The organism is Mesorhizobium sp. M0106 (assembly GCF_040322715.1).
GTDB lineage: Bacteria > Pseudomonadota > Alphaproteobacteria > Rhizobiales > Rhizobiaceae > Mesorhizobium.
Genome location: NZ_JAMYUA010000142.1, coordinates 1 through 641, shown reverse-complemented (window position 1 = coordinate 641; position 641 = coordinate 1). Strand labels below are relative to the sequence as shown.

1 protein-coding gene is annotated in these 641 nt (G+C 62.4%); it reads right to left on the bottom strand.

The window, feature by feature from the left end:
* Window positions 1-641 (bottom strand): TCP-1/cpn60 chaperonin family protein (locus NKJ55_RS35490; RefSeq protein ID WP_352453939.1); only part of this gene is annotated, 641 nt, incomplete at both ends.

The window sequence follows — 641 nt, the reverse complement described above, 5'->3', positions numbered from 1 at the left end:
AAGCCCGGCGCCTTGACGGCGGCGATTTTCAGGCCACCGCGCAGCTTGTTGACGACCAGCGTGGCCAGGGCCTCGCCTTCGACATCTTCCGAGATGATGACCAGCGGCTTCGAGGTCTGCACGACGGCCTCGAGGATCGGCAGCATGGCCTGCAGGTTGGAGAGCTTCTTCTCGTGGAGAAGAATGTAGGCGTCTTCCAGATCCGCAACCATCTTCTCGGCGTTGGTGACGAAGTAGGGCGAGAGATAGCCGCGGTCGAACTGCATGCCTTCAACGACTTCAAGCTCGGTCTCGGCGGTCTTTGCTTCCTCGACGGTGATGACGCCCTCATTGCCGACCTTCTGCATCGCTTCCGCGATCATCGAGCCGACCGACACGTCGCCATTGCCGGCGATGGTGCCGACCTGGGCAACCTCTTCCGAGGTCTTGATCTTCTTGGCGTTCTTGATCAGCGTCGCGACGACGTCGGCGACGGCGAGGTCGATGCCGCGCTTGAGGTCCATCGGGTTCATGCCGGCGGCAACCGCCTTGTGGCCTTCCTGGACGATCGACTGTGCCAGAACGGTCGCGGTGGTGGTGCCGTCGCCGGCGATGTCGTTGGTCTTCGAAGCAACTTCGCGGACCATCTGCGCGCCCATGTT